This is a genomic window from Neglectibacter sp. X4, assembly GCF_009917365.1.
Lineage (GTDB): Bacteria > Bacillota > Clostridia > Oscillospirales > Acutalibacteraceae > Acutalibacter.
The window spans coordinates 23,853-42,890 of record NZ_QWLE01000014.1 but is presented as its reverse complement, the minus strand read 5'-3'; the positions used below and the strand labels follow the sequence as shown (position 1 = coordinate 42,890).

General features: G+C 55.9%; 18 protein-coding genes. All 18 read left to right on the top strand.

Translation table 11 applies throughout. The features are described from left to right. Positions 1 to 204 precede the first annotated feature (204 nt). The 18 genes from D1841_RS07655 to D1841_RS07570 all read left to right on the top strand — a co-directional run bounded on the left by D1841_RS07655 (position 205) and on the right by D1841_RS07570 (position 18,968). Complete coding sequence (locus tag D1841_RS07655) at positions 205 to 765, top strand: hypothetical protein (protein WP_160642678.1); 561 nt, start codon at positions 205 to 207, stop codon at positions 763 to 765. Between the two features lie 199 nt (positions 766 to 964). Continuing rightward, on the top strand, positions 965 to 1,591 hold the full coding sequence (gene lepB / locus D1841_RS07650; protein WP_347563964.1) for a signal peptidase I: 627 nt from the start codon (positions 965 to 967) through the stop codon (positions 1,589 to 1,591). Positions 1,592 to 1,789: 198 nt separating this feature from the next. Beyond that, a complete protein-coding gene (locus D1841_RS07645) occupies positions 1,790 to 6,625 on the top strand; it encodes a fibro-slime domain-containing protein (protein WP_160642680.1) in 4,836 nt (1,611 codons plus the stop codon). 47 nt (positions 6,626 to 6,672) lie between these two features. After that, a complete protein-coding gene (locus D1841_RS07640) occupies positions 6,673 to 8,385 on the top strand; it encodes an isopeptide-forming domain-containing fimbrial protein (protein ID WP_160642681.1) in 1,713 nt (570 codons plus the stop codon). A 108-nt stretch (positions 8,386 to 8,493) separates the two neighbouring features. After that, positions 8,494 to 9,360 (top strand): class C sortase, encoded by an 867-nt coding sequence (locus D1841_RS07635; RefSeq protein ID WP_160642682.1) that lies wholly within the window; start codon positions 8,494 to 8,496, stop codon positions 9,358 to 9,360. Positions 9,361 to 9,402: 42 nt separating this feature from the next. Continuing rightward, positions 9,403 to 10,500 carry a hypothetical protein gene (locus D1841_RS07630; protein WP_160642683.1) on the top strand — a complete coding sequence of 366 codons (1,098 nt, stop codon included), beginning with the start codon at positions 9,403 to 9,405 and terminating at the stop codon, positions 10,498 to 10,500. Next, positions 10,500 to 11,003, top strand: a complete 504-nt coding sequence (locus D1841_RS07625) for a hypothetical protein (protein WP_160642684.1) — start codon at positions 10,500 to 10,502, stop codon at positions 11,001 to 11,003. Before D1841_RS07630 ends, D1841_RS07625 begins: the two co-directional genes overlap by 1 nt. A 2-nt stretch (positions 11,004 to 11,005) precedes the next feature. Then, positions 11,006 to 11,776, top strand: a complete 771-nt coding sequence (locus D1841_RS07620) for a hypothetical protein (RefSeq protein ID WP_160642685.1) — start codon at positions 11,006 to 11,008, stop codon at positions 11,774 to 11,776. 15 nt (positions 11,777 to 11,791) lie between these two features. Next, the gene (locus D1841_RS07615) at positions 11,792 to 12,553 is read left to right on the top strand and encodes a hypothetical protein (RefSeq protein WP_160642686.1); all 762 of its coding nucleotides are present in this window, start codon (positions 11,792 to 11,794) and stop codon (positions 12,551 to 12,553) included. Further along, on the top strand, positions 12,543 to 13,562 hold the full coding sequence (locus D1841_RS07610) for a MucBP domain-containing protein (RefSeq protein ID WP_160642687.1): 1,020 nt from the start codon (positions 12,543 to 12,545) through the stop codon (positions 13,560 to 13,562). Before D1841_RS07615 ends, D1841_RS07610 begins: the two co-directional genes overlap by 11 nt. Next, complete coding sequence (locus D1841_RS07605) at positions 13,559 to 14,080, top strand: signal peptidase I (protein WP_160642688.1); 522 nt, start codon at positions 13,559 to 13,561, stop codon at positions 14,078 to 14,080. The genes D1841_RS07610 and D1841_RS07605 overlap by 4 nt, the downstream gene beginning before the upstream one ends. A 184-nt stretch (positions 14,081 to 14,264) precedes the next feature. Further along, complete coding sequence (srtB, locus tag D1841_RS07600; RefSeq protein WP_160642689.1) at positions 14,265 to 15,065, top strand: class B sortase; 801 nt, start codon at positions 14,265 to 14,267, stop codon at positions 15,063 to 15,065. Between the two features lie 6 nt (positions 15,066 to 15,071). Next, positions 15,072 to 16,034 carry a transglutaminase domain-containing protein gene (locus D1841_RS07595; protein ID WP_160642690.1) on the top strand — a complete coding sequence of 321 codons (963 nt, stop codon included), beginning with the start codon at positions 15,072 to 15,074 and terminating at the stop codon, positions 16,032 to 16,034. A 29-nt stretch (positions 16,035 to 16,063) separates the two neighbouring features. Beyond that, the gene (locus D1841_RS07590) at positions 16,064 to 17,107 is read left to right on the top strand and encodes a type II secretion system F family protein (RefSeq protein WP_160642691.1); all 1,044 of its coding nucleotides are present in this window, start codon (positions 16,064 to 16,066) and stop codon (positions 17,105 to 17,107) included. 10 nt (positions 17,108 to 17,117) lie between these two features. After that, positions 17,118 to 17,459 carry a hypothetical protein gene (locus tag D1841_RS07585; RefSeq protein WP_160642692.1) on the top strand — a complete coding sequence of 114 codons (342 nt, stop codon included), beginning with the start codon at positions 17,118 to 17,120 and terminating at the stop codon, positions 17,457 to 17,459. A 126-nt stretch (positions 17,460 to 17,585) separates the two neighbouring features. Beyond that, positions 17,586 to 18,074, top strand: a complete 489-nt coding sequence (locus tag D1841_RS07580) for a DUF4860 domain-containing protein (protein ID WP_160642693.1) — start codon at positions 17,586 to 17,588, stop codon at positions 18,072 to 18,074. Then, positions 18,064 to 18,498, top strand: a complete 435-nt coding sequence (locus tag D1841_RS07575) for a hypothetical protein (RefSeq protein ID WP_160642694.1) — start codon at positions 18,064 to 18,066, stop codon at positions 18,496 to 18,498. Before D1841_RS07580 ends, D1841_RS07575 begins: the two co-directional genes overlap by 11 nt. Next, the gene (locus D1841_RS07570) at positions 18,495 to 18,968 is read left to right on the top strand and encodes a hypothetical protein (protein WP_160642695.1); all 474 of its coding nucleotides are present in this window, start codon (positions 18,495 to 18,497) and stop codon (positions 18,966 to 18,968) included. Before D1841_RS07575 ends, D1841_RS07570 begins: the two co-directional genes overlap by 4 nt. Positions 18,969 to 19,038 lie beyond the last annotated feature (70 nt).

Here is a 19,038-nt window from a genome sequence, read left to right as displayed (position 1 = left end):
GTAATATTGTTCTTGTTTTGTTTAGCATAGTGTAATACTGTATACTGTACATTGGTTTTCAGTTTAGAAGCATGTTTTTTAAATGGGTATGTCGCAAGGCCATTTTCCATATGGAAAATGAAACGGGCGGCCGCCCGTTTCATGCTAAGCCTGATAGCAGCGGCAATGCGACGGGCCTGCCGGATGAAAGGGGGAGCCGCGCCATTGACTGACAAGGAATTGCATAAGCTGGGCAGGCGTGAGCTTTTGCAGCTTTTGCTGGCCCAAGGCAGGGAAGCGGAAAAGGCGAAGGCCAAGCTTGCCGAGGTGCAGGAGGAAATGAGCAAGCTGGAGGAAGGGTATGAGCGCCTGAAGGAACGCCTGAATGATAAGGACGCCCAGATTTTACAGCTTCGGGAAAGCCTGCAGGCCCAGCGGCAAAGGCAGGGCTTTGCGCCGGAGGAAGATTTTGACATGGATTTTGCCCAGGTGCGGGGAAGAGGCCAGGCTGCGCCTCTGCCCCCGCCTGTTTTGCAGGAGGCCCCCCGGCGGCAGGTATACGCAAGCCCGCCGCCCCGCCCCCAGCAGCGGGAGGAGCCGCCTTCCGCTGGGAGGAAGCCCCGCCACGCCCAGGGCCAGGGAATGCCTTTGGCCCCGCCGCCTGTTAGAGGGGGCAGGGAGCAGCAGGCGCCCCGGGTGCTGGAAGTGGTACAGGTGGTACAGGGGAAATTACAGCCCCAGAGCAGGATGCTTCTGCGCTCCCAGCGGGTGGAGGAAGGCTCCTGAATCAAACCGGATGTGTCTGTATGGTGGATAAAGCGGGTTAGTAAACGCGGTGGAAAACGGGGGAAGGCCGGTTCAAAAGGCGCCTTATCCTTATTTGAACCGCATACGCTATAACGGAGCGCGGCCCCACGGCAGTCCCTGAAAGGCAGCAGGCCACTCAGGGCCGGACGGGTACTTCATAAATCAGTTGAAGCGAGGGGTGCGCTTGAGGGAAAAGAAAGAAAAGAAGGAAGAAAAGAAGGAAGAAAAGGAAAAAGAGGTGGATCTGCCCACTGTTGCCCAGGTGGAGGCAGAGCTTGAAAAGGAACTGAGCAAGAAGGAGCACAGCCGGGTGCTGCGCACCACAGTCTTTGCCCTGATGGTGGCGGCCGCCGCCGCGGTGATTGTGGCGGTGCTGGTGTTCCCGGTGCTGCGCATAAGCGGCACGTCTATGACCAACACCCTGATGGACGGGGACATTGTGGTGACCATGAACACCTCAGACTTCGCCACCGGGGATGTTATCGCCTTTTATTACAACAACACCCTGCTGGTGAAGCGGGTTATCGCCACAACCGGCGACTGGGTGGATATAGATAAGGACGGCAATGTGTTTGTAAACGGTGAGGAGCTGGAGGAGCCTTATGTTTCCGGCAAGGCCTTGGGGGAGTGCAACATCACCCTGCCTTACCAGGTGCCGGAGGAACGCATTTTTGTCATGGGGGATCACAGGGAAACCTCCATTGACAGCCGGAACACAGCGGTGGGCTGTGTAAACAAGGAACTGATTGTAGGAAAGCTTTTGTTCCGGGTATGGCCCTTAAGCGGGCTGGGGGCGGTAAAGTAAGAACCTGTATTCATAATCGAAATTGCCGGATGAGCGGGAATTTTTGAAGCCAATCAAGGCAAATGTTCGCAGCAAGGCTGTCGCCTTGCAAGAAAATTTAACATAGAGTGGCTTCAAAAAGGCCGTTTAGACGGTGGTTACAGGTTGTGAATACAGGTTCTAAGTGCCCTGTATTGAAAGCACGAAAGGATGGAGAGCATGGCAAACGCGGTATTTGACAAGCAGGCGGCAAAAATGCTGGGAAAGCGGCGGCGGGTTCGCCGATGGATTCCGGTGGTAGCGGGCCTTGCGCTGGTTGTAACAGTGGGCACCTTTTATTTTATGATCCAGCAGGGGCAGGCAATGGCCCGGCGGGACATGGTGCTGGACTGCGCGGTGCCTGTCCACCAGCACTCTGAGGCGTGCTTTGACGGAGAGGAAAAGCTTGCCTGCGGCTACGCAAACTATGTAGTCCATGAACATAATGATAACTGTTACGATAAGGAAGCGGCCCTTGTGTGCGCCCTGCCGGAAATCCGGGAGCATCACCACGTGGAAGCCTGCTATGAAAAGCGCGAGGTGATGATCTGCGGGCAAGAGCAGACAGTGGGCCACGTGCATTTGGATGACTGCTATGAGGAAGCCTTAACCTGCCAGTTGGAGGAGTCCCCGGCCCATGCCCATGGCGCTGCCTGCTATGATGAAAACCAGGAGCTGGTCTGCGGCCTGGAAGAAGGGGTTGGACACAGCCACGGGCCAGACTGCTCTGAGAAAGAGCTTGTCTGCGGCCAGGAGGCTGGGGCTGGCTCCCACATCCATACAGACGACTGTAAAGAGACAGAGCTGATCCTCACCTGCGGCAAGCCGGAAATCAGCCTGCACGCCCATACAAAGGAATGCTATTCCGTGCTGGGCGAGGACGGGACGCTTTCTAAGGTGGAAAGCCTGCCGGAAGGCGGGGAGACAGATCAGGTGCTTGTGCTTACCTGCGGTATGCTGCAAACAGAGAAGCATGAGCATGGCAACGAATGCTTCCGGAAGCCGGAGCAGGAAGAAAGCACAGTGGAAAGCCTGCCGGAAAGCGGCGGGGAACAGAGCAGCGCCCTGGAGGAAAGCGCTGCCTCCAGCAGCGCGCTGGAAAGCAGCGGCCTTGCCAGCAGTGATGTAGAGAGCAGCGGCTTGGAAAGCGGGGAGGACACCCCCAGCAGCCAGCCGGAGGAGGCAGAGCCTCAGCCGGACAAGGCGCCCCAGAAAGAAGCTGCCTATGAGGACGCCACCTTAAAGGTGAAAGTGGAAGGGGAATTGCCGGAGGGAACCCATCTGGTGGTGGAGCGCTTGGAAGATCCCCAGCAGCTTGCCCAGCGCCAGGCCAAGCTGAAACAGGCTATGGAGGATGAGGAGTATGCCCTCCACGCCCTGCTGCAAGTGGGCTTGCAGGATGAAAACGGGGAGCAGGTGCCCTTTGACGGGCCGGTTTCCCTGAAAGCGGAATTTTTCGGTGAGGGCGTTTCCGCCGAGGGCGGCAAGGTGTGCGCCGTTGCCTTTGCGGAGGCCCCGGAGGATGACACCCTGGAGACAGTGCCTGGCATGGTGCTGGACAGGGAACGGGCACAGCAGCTTCCTGTAACCCTGGGAGAAGGCGGCGGGGCTGTCACCCAGATAGAGGAGGAGACGCTGCTGGGCTTTGGCAGCAAAGCCCCGGTGAAGGTTGACGCCGATCAGGTGAACGGCGTGCAGGAGCAGGAGGATGAGGACGCCAATGTGCTTCACGTGTCCCAGTCCTTCTCCTATGACACAGATTCCCTCTTTAACCTGGTGTTCCATGTAGAGGGTGACGCCACCCTGCCGGAGCAGGCGGAGCCGGAAAGCCCGGAGGAGCCGGAAGTTTCCTCCCAGGCGGATCCTGCCCTGAAATGGGGAGAGGAAGAAACGGAAAGCCAGGCAGCAGATACAAAGGATGAAGGGGATCCGCTGCCCTCTGCTGCGGAAAGCCCGGAGGAACCGATCCAGGAGGAAAGTTCCTCCAGCCAGTTGGCGGATGAGACAGTTTCCCAGCCGGAAACCGATTCCCAGCCCGCAGAGGCCGCGCCCAAGCTGCGGCTGGGCGGCGCTATCGTAGCAACAGGCGGCATCCTGCCTGCAAACTCGGTGCTGTATCTGGAGCAGCCGGTGGAGTTCGTGGTGGAAAAGGTGCAGGCAGGCGAACCGGCCTATCTGCCCTATGCCGACTATGTGCAGGCGGGGAAGGATGAAAGCGAATCCCAGGAGGAAACAGGCCTGTCTCCTCTGGAGGTTATGTCTTATAAGCTGCGCTATGGCGGGCAGGAGCTGGATATCTCCGCCTGCCGGGTGACAGTGGAGGTTCGATCTACCCAGGAGCTGGAGGAGCAGATCAAGGCTCTGACGCCGGAGGACGTGGCAAGCGAGGCGGAAGGTGATGTAGGCGTAATCCTTTCCATGCTGGCGCCTGCCGGAAACGGCGAAGAGGCTGTGGGCGAAAAGGTTATCTACCCCAGCGCCGAGGCCGTTGCCGCGGCAAAAGCGGAAGAGGACATCCAGAATGCGCCCCGGATGGTGGAGGAGCAGCGCCTTGCTGTCAGCGAAGAATCGGATATTTGTATGCTGGATTCCCGGGAGGTGACCCAGGACAGCGAGGAAGTCATTATGAATATGGTTGTGCATAAGCAGGGGGTGCCCATGCCCACAACCGCCGAAGAGCCTGAGAACGCAAACCGGGCCGTAAGCCGGAACACCATTGCCCTGACCACAAACACCTCTGTAAACCCCCACTATGCAGTGGAGTATTACGCTTATCTGGACAGGGTGGACAGGAGGCTTGCCAATGATGTCGCAAACAGCTTGTCTGTAATTGACACCAGCGCGGCAAGCAACGGTGGCACGCGGAAATTACCCGTTAATTCCCCGATACAGACACTGACCAATTTGCAGATTGAGACAAGCGCGGATAAATATGGAAAGGTCAAGTCAACGGAAAAGCTGACGGAAATCTATAAGGCAAAGGGCAAAACAGACGATCCGGATGATGTCTGTACCTATTTCACAAAGCCCAACATCCACTATATTGACGCGCTGGTAGACCCGGACACAGGCAAAAAGTCTGATTCTTACATTTTGAAGCAGATTTGGGTGCTGAAAGACAGCGCGAAGGATATAATGGACGAGGAAGAGCGGAGCAAGCCGGTGTATTGGGATATTTATGGAGAATCGTGCCGCGACATTGTTCCGGATGAAGACAAACTGGTAGCGAATTGCGAGAATAAGCTGCATTTTACCAACAGAAGAGATGCGGCGGGGAAATATGGCGAGGATGTCTACATCCATATTGCCCATGAATCTATCCTGCGCCTTGTATATGAGCCTACTGATGGGCCGGAAACAGTTAACGGAGTTTTTTATGACTATGATATCAGCTCCGGGCCTGGGGATAAGAAAATACTGGATACAAAGTCAAGCGGCATAAACGCCTATTTTAAAAAGACAGGAGTCCCCTTTGCTTTCGGCAATAATAATGCCGGCACCGATTATGGAACTTTAAGCTGGAACGGCAACTATCTCAATAAGTTTAATACAGCCAGCTATGAAGGTTGTACATTCGGCCTTGTCACAGGTATACAAAATGGTGTGCTGCAATTTGCCGAAGGTATTGAAGTCCCTGACCTGTTCAGCACAGGCACATTTACGGGAAAACGTGTGTTTGAGAATGGCGGGCTGACGTTTAACCGTTTAGGTGATACCTACACGCTCACTTCCGTAAGCGTAGATGGTGCGGCTCTTACCGGGCTGGACAGATTCAGCCATCCCGGCCAATATGATGGAATACAAAACAAGAAAAAGATCTGGACGAACCATTTCTGGCCAATGGATAGTTTCCCCAATCCAGATGGTGACGGCCTATTTGGCAACCCGGAAAACATCCGGTATTTTAGAGAAATAGGTGACTGGACTAAGATGCCAACCAGTGACAACGGTATAGCCCACAACAGCTATTTTGCCATGCATAGCACGATAGAATTTGACCTGACGGCAAATTATGCTGGCCCGCTGGAGTATCTGTTCTTTGGCGATGATGACATGTGGGTGTTCCTGACCGACCCAAGTGGGAATTCCCAGTTGATTTGCGATATCGGCGGCGTACACCGTTCAGTGGGCGAGTATGTAGACCTGTGGAACTACATTGAGCAGGGGCAATCCGGCGGCTACAAACTGGATTTCTACTACACCGAGCGCGGCGCTTCCGGCTCTACCTGCTGGATGCAGTTTACACTGCCCTCTGTCCATGGCGGCACCACAACGGTGGAGGAAGCCTACACGCAGTTGAAGATAGAGAAGAAGGTGGAGGGGCTGACAGTTGGAGGGAACCTGTCCTCTGGCGGCTTTGACATCAGCCAGCTTCCCAGCCATGATGAGGAATTCATCTTCAACTTAAAGCTGACTACAGCCGACGGCGGCAGGCTGCCGGACGACTACTCCTATGCCAAGTATAACGCCGACGGCCAGCCTGTTGTAGACGGCGGCGGCATACTGGACAAAGACATGGTGCTGCATAGCGGCGCGGACTTCACCCTGAAAAACGGCGAGTATATCATCATCAACATGCTGCCGGATGGAACTAAGTATACGGTTACAGAAAACCGGGAGCAGGTTTCCGGCGGGCTGGAAGAGGTGAAGGATGATAACGGCAATGTTACGGGATATAAGATAAAGGAAAAAGACCCGGATAACGATTACCTCTGCTCTGCCTATATAACGCAGTATAACAAGGAAATCGGGCAGATGGTGCAGGGCGAGCCGACAGACTTTGGCAGAGACACTGACAGAACTATGTCGGGCCAGGTACACCTTGGGGAAACAGATGACAAAATCCAGGTTGTCACCTATGTGAATACCGTTTATGCTTACGAGCTGCCGAAAACGGGCGGCGGAGGCATACAGGGATATATTTGGGCAGGCGCGGCGCTGTTAAGCGCGGCAGGGCTGGCCCTGGTATATAAAACTTCTCGGAGGCGGGGGAAGGAGGGTGTGCAAAAGTCTTAAAAACCAATGCAAACCTATTATATAAAAATAAGAAAGGAAATGAGCGTATGAAATCTATGAAAAAGTTCTTAGCACTTGCCCTGGCGCTGGCCCTGTGCTTTGCTATGGCCATCCCGGCGATGGCAACAGAGGGTGAAAATGTTGCGGCAGCTAAAACGCAGACCTTAACCCTGGAGAATCCCACCCCGGGCCACACCTACAGCGTTTACCAGATTTTCACTGGTGATGTTGGAGAAAAAGATGGGAAAGACGCTCTTGCCAACATTAAGTATGGCGTAAACTTTGGCGGCTTTGATGCCGATGCTCTGCAGTCTGTTGGCACTGCAGTTGACAGCAGCGTTACAGATGCCATTTTGGGTGCTGGCGAAGGCTTTGCCAACGACCTGCTCAGAGCCCTCCGGGGTGATGCTTATCAGACCATGGGCCCGGCAGAAGATGGCAGTTCTTTAACAGTTGAGGTAGAAACTGGCTATTATCTGATTGTTGACAATGGAAGTGACGCTGATGATACGGTTTCCGCTTTGATGGTTCAGATTATTGGCGACACCAGCGTAAAGACCAAGACAACTGACACCACCATGGATAAGACTGTGCAGACTGTGAACCCGGACGAATTCACTGATGACGCAGGCCACACCATTGGCGAAGTCTTCCAGTTTAAACTGGAGGCTAAGATTCCTGTAGCCCAGCTTTCCAGCTTTGACGAGTACATGATCCGTTTCAAGGATACTATGTCCGATGGCCTGACCTATGCTGGCAATATGAAGGTTGAAGTTGTAAATGGCGATGTAATTCCTGCAGATGGCTATAAGTTCCAGTATACAGACGAAGAGTACAAGGCATTAGACGTGGAGCCTGAAAGCAAGGCCGGCGTTTCCTTCACTGTAGAAATTGAAAACCTGTTTGAGTTCATTGGCGAGAAGGAGTGGCCTACAGTTACAGACGAGGAAACTGATCTTGAGTATGTAAAAGTTGTTCTCACCTATGATGCATATCTGAACGAGAACGCCATCGTAATGGGCAGTGGCACAGAGGAAGGTGGCACCGACCTTACTGATGACAATGCCAACAAGAACAAAGGCTCTCTTGACTTCACCAGGAACCCTGATGACGAGGGAACAGGCAGCACCACGCCGGATGAGAGTTATGTATTCACCCTGAAAATTGACGGCACCAAGTATAAGGACGAAATTGGTGAGAATAACCTGCTTGCAGGTGCTGGCTTCACACTGTACTATGCAACGCAGGGCGAGGGCGATAAGTGGACAAAAGGCGAGGCTATAAAGTTTAAAGCAAACGACAAGGGCGAGCTCGCGGTTTATACTGGAAATGAAACAGAGGGTGTAACCAAGGAGATTAAAACTGGGACAGACGGCAAGTTTGTCTTTAACGGCCTTGGCCCTGGCAACTATATCCTGAGCGAGACTACTGTGCCTGAAGGCGGTTACAACAGATCCGCTGATATTCTCATTACTGTAACAGAGGGTGAAAAGAATCCGACTACCCATACTATCACCTGCATAGTCGACAAGAAGTATATTGGCAATGAGGATGTTACAGACGAGGACGCTGACAAGCTGAACAATGACGCTCCTGTAGTTGGCGACGGCGCTGCTATTCAAGTTGTCAACAAGACCGGCACCCTGCTGCCCAGCACCGGCGGCATCGGCACCACCATTTTCTACGCTGTTGGCGCTGCGCTGGTGGTTGGCGCTGGCATCCTGCTGTTTGTAAAGAAGCGCATGGGTTCCAAGGGCTAAGCCCAGTGCTCTTGAAAAAGAGCGCACCAAATTACACAGATAACTGATTCGTTTTATCCCCGCTGTCGTTGGCGGCGGGGATAAACATCAGTAAGGAGAGCCTTGCATATGGCAAAATGGTTGAAAAAAAATATGATCAATATATTTTTAGCCGTTGTGATTCTTGCAGGGCTTTGCTTACTGCTGTATCCCACTTTCAGCGACTGGTGGAATTCCCTGCACCAGTCCCGGGCCATCGCCTCCTATGTGGAGACGGTGGAAGGCATGTCCCAGGAGGAAATGGACGCCCTGCTGGAGGAGGCCCGGGCCTACAACGAACGGTTGTGGGACAAGGGCAACCGCTGGATCCCTTCCCCCCAGGAGGCGGAGGAGTACCGCAGTCTTTTAGATGTGTCGGGCACCGGCATTATGGGTTATGTAAACATACCTGTGATAGACGTGAGCCTGCCCATATACCATGGCACTGACGAGGCAGTTTTGCAGGTTGCCAGCGGCCACATTGAGGGTACCAGCCTGCCGGTAGGCGGGGCGGATACCCATGCCGCCATTTCCGGCCACAGGGGCCTGCCCTCTGCCAAGCTTTTCACTGATCTGGATAAGCTTTCCGAGGGCGACATCTTCACCGTCACAGTCCTGGGCCAGGTGCTTACATACCAGATTGTGCAAATCCGCATTGTCCTCCCGGAGGACACCTCGGAGATGGAGCTGTACCGGGGGGAGGATTACTGCACCCTGCAAACCTGCACCCCTTATGGCGTCAATACCCATCGCCTGCTTTTGCGGGGCAAGCGCATTGGCGACGTGAAGGAAGCGCTGATTGCGGCGGCAGAGGCTGTGCGGGTGCCCACCTATGTGGTAATTCCCGCTGTGGGCGTTCCCATGCTGTTCATCCTGCTTGCCATCCTGCTGATTTTCTATAAGCGCCGCCCCCGCCTGACAGCGGAGGATTTGCGGGATCCCTTTAAGCGCAAATAGCGGTTTTCCCTAGCTTTTCAATCCCAAAGGAGGAATTTGCCCATGAAAAAGAAATGGATCCGGGCGGCTGGCGTCCTGGCGGCGGCCCTGTGCCTGCTGCTGGCCCTGCAAATGCTGGCAGGCGCCGCAGGGCCTTGCTCCCTTACCGTATACCCCTGCGACCCGGCTAAGTCGGAGGAGATGAAGGATTTGCTGGAGCCAGCCCCTGACGGAGGTTCTTCCCTGCTGGTTTTCGATTTATACAAGGTGGCGGACATGAGCCGTTCCCCCTCTTTTGATACCTACGATTTCACCCCCGCAGAGGATTTCCCGGAGGTGGAAATTCAGGACGACATCACCAGCGAGGGCTGGCGGGAAATTGCCCAGAATGCGGCGGAGAAAATTTTCTGGCAGGACGGCAAGCTGCGGGATGTGCTGGAGATAGAGCCGGTGAAAAGGGATATGCCCCTGGGCGGCGAAACCCAGTGTACAGGGCTGGAGCCTGGGGTCTACCTGGTGATTGCCCACAAGCTGGGGGAGGATTATAAGGACTATGTGACAGAAAAGGCCGGCAGCCTGGTCACCCAGTTCCAGGGCAGCCAGAACCTGTACACCTTCATCCCGGAGGTTATCACCCTGCCCAGCAAGGAGGCAGACGAAAACGGGGTCATCAATACCGCCAATCCCGGCGATTGGCTGGAGGACGTGACGATATACCTGAAGCCCGGCATAAACGATGCCCTGGGTTCCATCACCATCACCAAAAACCTGCGCTCCTTTGCCGGAAAGGCCAACACCTTTGTGTTCCATGTGAAGGCCACCCGGGATGGCAAGCTGGTGTATGACAAGGTGGTTTCCCTGGACTTTACAGAGGCAGGCACAAAAACCCTCACCCTCACAGATTTGCCTGTAGGCTCTGTTGTGACGGTAGAGGAAATCTATTCAGGGGCAAGCTGCACGCTGGTGCCGGAGGGCTGCTCCAGCCCGGCGGATCCCACCGTGACCCTGGAGGAAATCCTGGAGTTTGTGTTTACAAACGATATGGACGGCCCCAACCAGGGCCATGGCATCCAGAACCATTTCACCTATGGGCCGGACGAGGACGGCAAGCTGGGCTGGCACCTGACAAAATCTGAAATCAATGGGGGAGGGGAGACGTGATGAAAAAGGCTTCCATTTGCGCGGCCCTTTTGGCGGCGGTGCTGACTGTGTGCGCTTCCCTGCCGGCGGCGTGGGGATATTTCACTACCTATACCCAGGCAAAAGGCGGCTATCCCCTGTACCTGGGCCAGGAAACGGAAATCCACGAGGATTTTTCTGACTGGACTAAGCACGTTACCATTGAAAACACCTCAGAGCTGTCCCCTGTCTTTGTGCGGGCCAGAGGCTTTACAGACGGCAGCCACAGCCTTACCTACAGCGCCCCGGAGGGCGGCTGGCATGAGGAGGACGGCTGGTGGTATTATGAAGCAATTTTGCAGCCTGGGGAAACCACCAAAACCCTGGATGTGAAGATAAGCTTCCCTGCTGGCGAGGAGCCGGAGGAGGGAGACGAGTTCAACGTGGTGGTAGTGTATGAATCCACCCTGGTGCTGTATGACAAAGACGGCAATCCTTATGCCGACTGGAGCAATGTGCTTACCAGCTATGAGGAGGGGGCCTGAGTATGAAAAACAGAAGGAGGAAGGCGCTGCCCATCGGCACCCTGCTGATGTTCATTGCCTCGGCGGCCCTGCTGCTCACCAGCAGCATTGGCAGTGCCCAGGCGGCGCTGACCTATTTTTCGGAAACCTATAAATCCCAGGTGGAGCTTTACAACATCGGCGTGACGCTGGTGGAAAACGGCCAGGACGTGGCCTACCGGAATTACGGCAATGAGGCTGACGGCAATTGGGAGGAGAGCGGCAGCGGGCTTTTGGGGAACATGCTGGCAGAAGGGGAAACCCTGAAGCTGGGCAAGGCGTATCCTGAGGAGCTGACTGTGCGCAACAGCGGGAAAATTGACGAATTTGTGCGGGTGAATATTTACCGGTACTGGGTGAAGGGCGAAAAAGAGGAAAAATGCCAGGAGCTTTCCCCAGAGCTTATCAAGCTGGAGCGGGCAAATGAGGATTTATGGATAGAGGACGAAACTGCCACCACAGCGGAACGGCTGGTACTGTATTATACAGAGCCGCTGGCTGCCGGGGAGGTTGCCCTGCCCTTCAGCAAAACCCTGACCATTGACGGCGGGGTGGCGAAATTTGTGACAAAGGAAACCCTGCAGGTGGACGGGAAAACCGTAACCCGCACCACCTATGATTATAACGGCGTGGAATTCCGCCTGGAAGTGGAAGCCAACGCCGTACAGACCCACAACGCTGAGGACGCGATTATCAGCGCCTGGGGCCGGGATGTGGATGTGCATCCCAATGGCAAGCCCCTGCGCCTGGGCTAAAGGAGGAGGGAAGGCATGAAGCGACTTGCAAAACCCATGCTGGCAGGGCTGCTCGCGGCCCTGTGCCTGTGGGCTTTCTGCCTGCCGGCTGGGGCCATAGACAGCCAGCAGGAGGAGAATTGGTACCTCACCTTTACAAAGGACAAGAAGATGTCCGGCAATTTTGATTCCGGAAGTATCAGCAAGCTGGTGCAGGGTATGCAGCCCGGGGATTCCAGCGATATTGTCATTAACCTGCGCAACGAGAGCAGCAAGGCCACCAACTGGTATATGCTCAACGAGGCCATCACCTCCCTGGAGGACGGCACTGTGGCAGAGGGCGGCGCCTATACCTACCGGCTCACCTATACAGACAGGGCCGGAAAGGTGAATGTCCTTTTTGACAGCGAAACAGTGGGCGGCGAAACAGACGGTGTAACCTCTGAAAAAGAGGGGCTGCACCAGGCCACTGATTCCATGGAGGACTTCTTCTATCTGGACACCCTGCAAACCGGGGATACAGCCAAGGTAGAACTGCATGTGGCGCTGGACGGGGAAACCCAGAACAATCTGTACCAGAATACCATTGCGGACGTGGAACTGGAGTTTGCGGTGGACGAGGTGAACGACAACAACACCAGCAGCCGCAACCAGGTTGTGAAAACCGGCGATGAAACCAACCTTTTGCCCTTATATGCCCTTATGGCGGCCAGCGGCGTCCTGCTGCTGATTATTGCCTGCTTCAGCGTGAAAAAGAAGCGGGAAGGCGGAGAGGAGGGCAGCCGGCATGAAAGGTAAATCCATTCTTTTCAGGCTTCTTTCTGTCCTGGGGGCTTTCTGTCTGGCCTGCGCCTGTACGCTCCCCGCTCTGGCGGCAAAGCCCCAGTATATCTATACGATCCGCGTTTTCGCCGGGCAGCAGGGGAAAATCAACGGGGGAAACATGATAACGGAGAAAAAGGCCGCGGGGGAGCGCGTGAACCTGCGGGATTATTCCGTTACCCTGGATAATGACAGCAAATATTATATAAAAGGCTTCCGGGAAAGCGGCAAAGGCACAGAGGAAGTGTTGGGTGTTGGCAACAGGCTTTCCACCTTCCTGGTGACAAGGGATCAGGACTATGTGGTGGCCTATGGCTTAAAGGGCGACATGGTGGAATACACTGTGAATTTCCAGGACGCCCAGGGCAACACCCTGGCCCCCAGCGAAACCTATATGGGCAACGTGGGGGATCGCCCTGTGGTGGCCTACCTTTATATAGAGGGCTATCAGCCCCAAAGCTATAACCTGACCAAAACCCTGTCATCCAACCCCATGGAAAATATCCTCACCTTTGTGTACACCCGGATAACCCAGCCCAGCACCACGCCGAGCGGCGGCGGTACAACGGTGATACCTCCTTCCGGCCCCGGGGCCACTGTCATCACCCCGGCAGACACGCCTGACACCGACGAGGATGAGGAGGCAGAGCCTTCCTCTGCCCCGGAAGAGGAGGAGTCTGAACCCTCCTCTGAGGCCCCTGCGGAAATCCCGGAGAATCCTGTGCCCGAGGCCCAGCCGGAAGAGCCGCCGGAGCTGATAGACATTGATGAAGGCGAGGTGCCTTTGGCCAATGCAGGCGAGGGCTTTAAGCCCTCCCAAATGGAGCTGCAGTCGGAAGGAAAGCTGTTCTGGCAAAATATCCCCCTGTGGACAAAGATTACAGCCGGGGTGCTGGTGCTGGGCGCCATTGCCACTGGCCTTTGGTTCCTGCTGTTTTTCCGGCGGGACAGGGAGGAAGTTTCCATGGAAGATGAACACCTATGAGTAAAAAAATAATTGCCCTGCTGTGCAATGTGCTGGGCACGCTGATATTGGTGCTGGTGATAGGCTTAAGCCTTGCCGCCACGCTTCCGCGCCTGCTGGGCTATGAGATTTACCACATTGTCACCGGCAGCATGGAGCCGGAAATCCCTGTGGGCAGTGTGATATATGTCTCCCCCGTCCCGGCCGAGGAAGTGGGGGAAGGGGAAATCATCGCCTTTTGGCGGGAGGACGCAGTGGTGGCACACCGGGTGCTGGAAAACAATATAATCGAGGGCCAGCTTGTCACCAAAGGGGATGCCAATGAGCAAAAGGACATCGACCCGGTAGCCTACAGGGAGCTGATAGGCCGGGTAGAGCGGCATTTCCCTTACCTGGGCGCTATGCTGGTGCTGTTTTCCACCACAGTGGGCAAAATATACGTGATATGCTTTGCCGCCTGCGGGGCCATGCTGAACATACTGGGAGGCAGGATACGCCAGCGGGCCAGGGAGAGCGGCGAAGCGGAGGATTACCGATAGAGAGCGTTCGGCGTGAAAAATAAAGGGAAGGAACGGTGCTGGGCGCAAAGGGCTGTTTTTCACAGCTTTTTGCGCAGGTTCCCTATGGCGGTACATAAAAAAACAGAAGAAAGGAACGGTACCGGGCACAAGGGGCTGTTTTTTAAATGGCCTTTTGTGCGAAACCTGTATCGCATGGCGATGTATGGGGAGAAAGCTGAAATGGATTGCGGTGGCGGCTCTGCTGCTGGTGTTTGCAGGCTCGGGCGGGGCTGTGTTAGTGGCCCAGCAGCGGTATGCCAAAAGCCAGCAGGTATATGCCAAGGCCGCGGAGGAATTTACAACACAGGGAAAACAGGCGGATAGCGCTAAAACAGGCAGCGGGGGCCAGTCCCAGACAGATGGGGAAGGCCCCCTAACCCCGTTTACAGTGGATTTTGAAAAGCTTCAGGGGATAAACCCCCAGGTGGTGGGATGGATTTACTGCGAGGGTACTAAAATCAACTACCCGGTAGTGCAGGGGGACGACAACGAATATTACCTGCATTACAGCTATGAAAAGCTGGAGGACAACTGCGGGGCCATCTTTGCAGACGCCCAGACAGCCCCGGACTTTGCAGACTCCAACACAGTGCTGTATGGGCACAACATGAACGACGGATCTATGTTCGCGGGGCTGGAGCTTTGGCGGGAGCAGAGCTATTATGAAGAGCACCCTGTTATGTGGCTGCTCACCCCCACCACAGACTATCGGGTGGTGCTGTTCAGCGGCCACACAGTGTCTGCCTATGGGGATGTATACTCCATTTTCCGGGCGCCCATGCCGGAGTTTACCCAGTATCTGGAGGAAAACCTGGCGCTGTCGGACTTTGACGCCCGGGTGGGCGAAATGGATCCCAACGGGCGCTATGTGGTGCTTTCCACCTGCGCTTACGATTTCGAGGAGGCCCGCTATGTGGTCCATGGCAAACTGGAGCCTGTAGGCCCTCACGGACGGGGGTGGTAGCGTTCCATGGGACGGAAGATTGCAGGGCTTTTGGCCCTCCTTTTGCTGCTGAACCTGTGGGGGTGCGTCACCCAGGCCGGCACGGATCCGGAGCTGCCAGAGGAACCGGCTTCCCAGGAGGCTGATTCCCGCCCGGAGGAAAGCGCCCCAGGGGATTTCACCCCTTACCAGGCCCCGGCTTTTGCAGATTCCGCTTTCCACAGCGAACAGGCCCAGGGGGAAAGCGGGGTGCTGCTGGATTTTTCCGCCACAGCCCAGGGGTATGTGGGGGTTTCCGCCCAAGGGGAAGGCAGGCTGAAATTCCAGGTGCTGCAAGGGGAAACGACATACACGTACAACATCGGCTCTGACGGCACGCCTGCCATCCTGCCCCTGCAAAGCGGGGACGGGGACTATACCTTCCGGGTGATGCAGGAGGTGACAGAGGGCAAATACGCCAAGCTCTATGAGGCAAGCGCTTCTGTGGCCCTACAGGATCCCTTCCAGCCCTTCCTGCGGCCCAGCCAGTATGTGCCCTATGGGGAAAATTCCGCCTGTGTGAAAAAGGCAGGGGAAATTGCCTCCGGGCAGGCAGACGCTTTAGGCGTGGTGGACGCGGTGCTGGGCTACATCTGCGAAAGCGTCACCTATGACAAGGAGCTGGCGAAAACGGTGGAGAAAACATATCTGCCGGATCCGGACAAAACCCTGGAAACCGGGACGGGCATTTGCTTTGACTATGCCAGCCTTGCGGCGGCCATGCTGCGCAGCCAGGGAATCCCCACGAAAATGGTGTTCGGCTATGTGCAGCCCGACGATTTATACCACGCCTGGAATATGTTCTACACCCAGGAAAGCGGGTGGGTTTCCGTACAGTATGAGGTGGAATCCAACACCTGGAACCGGCTGGATCCCACCTTCTCCGCAAACAGCCAGGAAAGCGGGTTTGTGGGGGACGGAACAAACTATACAGACGTTTATTACTACTGACAGGCCCCTGCCAGGCGAAGGAGGAAGTTATGGGAAAAAGAAAGCTGGACGCGCTGGGAATCAGCGCTTTTTGCGAAAGCATGGCGATGATGCTGCAGGCGGGCATCCAGACAGAGGAGGCTGTGCAGCTTTTGCGCCAGGAAAAGGAAAAGCCCGGCCCTCTGGAACAGGCCCTTGCCCTGGTGCAGGGAGAACTGGAGCAGGGGGGAAGCCTTTCCGGCGCGCTGGAAAAAACCGGGATTTTCCCGGCCTATGCCTGCAAAATGGTGGCGGCGGGAGAGTCCTCCGGCAGGCTGGAGGATGTGCTCTTCCGTTTAAGCCGGTATTACGCCGGGCAGAAAACCATGTCGGAAAAGCTGCGCAGCGCCGTAACCTATCCTGCCGCCATGCTGGTGCTGATTATTGTGGTGCTGGTGCTGATGCTCACCATGGTGCTGCCTGCCTTCACCCAGGTGTATAACAGGCTTACAGGCAGCCTGGCCCATTCCGCCTACAGCTATATACAGTGGGCCTATGGCTTCTGCTGGGCGGCTTTAGGGGTGATGGTGCTGCTGGCGGCGGCCCTGCTTATAGGGCTTACCCTGTGGAACAGCAAAAAGCGCCCCTTAATAGAGGGGCTGCTCTATAAAATCCCTGTTACGAGGGACATCCTGCAAGAGCTGGGCATGTACCGTTTCACCTGCGCTTTGGCCACCTTCCTGGCCAGCGGCGAGGTGCAGGACATCGCCGTGATGGAGAGCCTGAAAATGACGGAGTGCCAGCCTGTAGAGGAAAAGGTGAAAAAGTGCATCCTCCGGATGGAGGAGGGCCACAGCATTGCCCAGTCTGCTTTTGAGGAACAGCTTTTCCAGCCGGTTTACGGGCGGATGCTGCTGGCAGGAGAGCGCAGCGGCAGCCTGGAGCCGGTGCTGTGGCGGCTGGCAGAGCTTTTAGAGGAGCAGTGCGGCGCCCGGACAGACCGCCTGGTGGGCGTGGTGGATCCCCTGCTTTCCGGCGTGCTGCTGGTGACAGTGGGCATCTCCCTGTTAAGCGTTATGCTGCCCCTGCTGGGCATTATGAACTCCATCGGCTAGGGGGCGGGCTATGTACATAGATAAAAAAAGGCGGCGCTGGCCCCTTATACTGTGCGGGATTGCCCTGGCAGCAGTTCTGGCGCTGGTTTTCTGGCAGGGAAGGGGGCTTTCCCGCCAGGAGATGGAGGAAGAAGGGGCGCAGGCTGTGAAAAACGCTGTGCGGCAAAGCGCCATGCAGTGTTATGCGGTGGAGGGGGCCTATCCTCCCACCCTGGAACATTTGGAGGAAAATTATGGCTTGCAGATAAACCGGGAGGACTTTTACGTGGTGTACGATGTGTTCGCCGTAAACCTGCCCCCGGAGGTGACGGTGGTGCCCCGCCCCAGGCAGGAAACGGGTTTAATTCCGTAGTAGAATGATGAACAAACTGTTAAACATGGGAAAATTTGGCAAAAACCTGCTGCTTTGTAAACTACTTGTAATCTTTTGTAATCATTTGTCATCTTTCAAAAACAGGCCGGAAGGGAGCTGGTACATGTGAAAAGGGGAAGCTTTTCCCAGGGGTTTTTCACCCTGGGCATAGCCGGACTGTTCCTGGCGGGATTTTTCCTGCTGGTCACCTTTGGGGCCGCCACCTACCGGGAAACAGTGGAGGGCCAGGGGGAGAACAACCGCACCCGGGCTTTGGTAAGCTATCTTTCCACCTGCCTGAAAGCAAACGACAGGGCAGGGGCGCTGTCCTGGGAAGCCTGCACAGAGCAGGACGGGCTGAACGGGGCGCTTTTGACCATTGCGGACGGAGACAGCGGCTATGCCCTGCGCATCTACCAGTGGGAGGGGCAGCTTTTGGAGGACTATGGCCCTGTGGACGGGCCTTTGCAGCCGGAGGATGCCCAGGTGCTGGGAGAGACGGCGCTTTTTGAGATTCAGGAAAGGGACGGGCTGGCCTACGTGGTGACAGACGGGGGGGAGGTGCCCCTGCGCCTGCGCAGCGGCCTTGTTTTGAGGTGTGGGAATGAATCGTAAACAGGGGATAACAGCTTTTTATATTGAGCTGCTGGTGCTCATCCTGGTGTTCCTGGGCGTTATACTCACCCTCACCCGGATTTTCGCCTTTGCCAAAGAGGAGAGCGGGCAAGCCCAGGTGCTCACCCGGGCGGTGTGTCTGGCGGAAAACGCCGCCGAGCTGGTGGGGGCGGCCCAAAGCCCCCAGGAGCTGCTGGCCCTTTTGAACCAGGGGGACAATGCCCAGCAGGAGGCTGACGGCGGCGTGCGGGCCTGGTACAGCAGGGATATGCAGCCCCGCTGGGACGGGGATTTCTGTGTGGATGTGTCCTGGCAGGAGGAGGGCAGGCTGGTGGAAAGCGAAATTGCCGTATACTGGCAGAACGGGACAGAGCCTGTGTACATCCTGCGCACCGGGGCCTATAGAGGGGGTGACGGGGCATGAAGCATATACCTGTCCGTTTAGGGCCGCTGGCCCTGCTGCTCACGGTGGTGGCCATCTGCATGACAGTGCTGGGCCTGCTCACCTTTTCCACTGCCCGGGCGGATCTGGCTATGGCGCAGAAGCTGGCGGCCTCTACCCAGCAGCGGTATGAGCTGGAGGCAGAGGGCCAGGCATTTTTGCAGGAAGCGGCAGAGGCGGCTGGCAAAGAGTTTGTGACAAAGGTAACAGGCGGTGTATCATATAAAATCTATGGATTTACGCAGGAAGCCTTGTCTGCGCTGGGGATGGAGAAGGACGAAAACGGGGTTTATTGGAAAGAACTGAGCCATGACAGCCAGACGCTGCGGATTGGGCTGGACTTTGCGGATGCGGCGGATCATGAGGGGAAAGGCTTTACAGTGGTCTGCTGGCAGTTTTCCCGGGAGTGGCAGGCGCCGGAGGAGATTGGCGGCCTGTGGGCGGGAGAATGAGGCTGGCGCGGAATCTCCATGATTTAGGGAGTGTCTGAACCATGCATTTTATATCTACGGCGCAAGTCCA